General features: G+C 44.6%; 1 protein-coding gene. It reads left to right on the top strand.

Annotated features, from left to right (window positions below; translation table 11 throughout):
* Positions 1-102: 102 nt before the first annotated feature.
* A partial coding sequence (locus IQR33_RS34095) for a LapD/MoxY N-terminal periplasmic domain-containing protein (protein ID WP_322631801.1) occupies positions 103-856 on the top strand: 754 nt, incomplete at its 3' end.

Consider the following 856-nt stretch of genomic DNA (forward strand, 5'->3'; position numbering starts at 1 on the left):
GGCAGGGAAAGCATCACGGTTGAGCCTTTGGAATGACTTACGCTCGCGCGAACGTAAGTTGCAGTTAAATAAACCTAAAATTAACTATGACGAGTGAGAAACATGACCCTATATAAGAAGCTTGTGGTGGGGATGGTTACGGTCTTTATACTCTTGTTGGCATCAGTATTCGTAATCCAATTCAACACGACTCGAGACAGCTTGGAGCAACAGCAACGTTCAGAGGTCAACAACACTATTAACACCGTAGGTTTGGCACTGGCTCCTTACCTAAAGGACAAAGATAAAGTCGCGGTTGAGTCCGTGATTAATGCTCTATTTGACGGCAGCACCTACTCCGTTGTTCGTCTTACAGCATTAGATTCTGACTACCAGATCGTGCGTACTTACCCAGTTAAACCAAGTACGGTGCCACAATGGTTTATCGACATGAATCTATTTAAAGCGATTCACGATAAGCGTGTTGTGACCAGTGGTTGGATGCAGCTCGCCGAAGTAGAAATCATTAGCCACCCAGGCGCAGCTTACGAGCAGCTCTGGCAAGGTTTTATTGGCTTGCTGTCTGTATTCAGTGTTATTTTTCTAGCTGGTTTAGTGGCAATTTCATACATCCTACGTCGCTCGCTAAAACCATTAACGGCCATCGTAAATAAAATGCATGAAATCGCGAATAACCAATTTGGTGAACCGCTTGCTCGTCCAAGAACCAAAGATCTTATCGCGGTGGTAGATGGCATTAACATGATGTCTGCTCAAATCGAGCTATCATTCAAAGAGCAAGCCAAAGAGGCTCAACGTCTGCGTGCTCAAGCTTACCTCGATCCTATATCTAAATTGGGTAACCGCTCATTCTACA

The sequence above is a fragment of the Vibrio sp. OPT46 genome (assembly GCF_015163535.1).
Taxonomy (GTDB): domain Bacteria; phylum Pseudomonadota; class Gammaproteobacteria; order Enterobacterales; family Vibrionaceae; genus Vibrio; species Vibrio alginolyticus.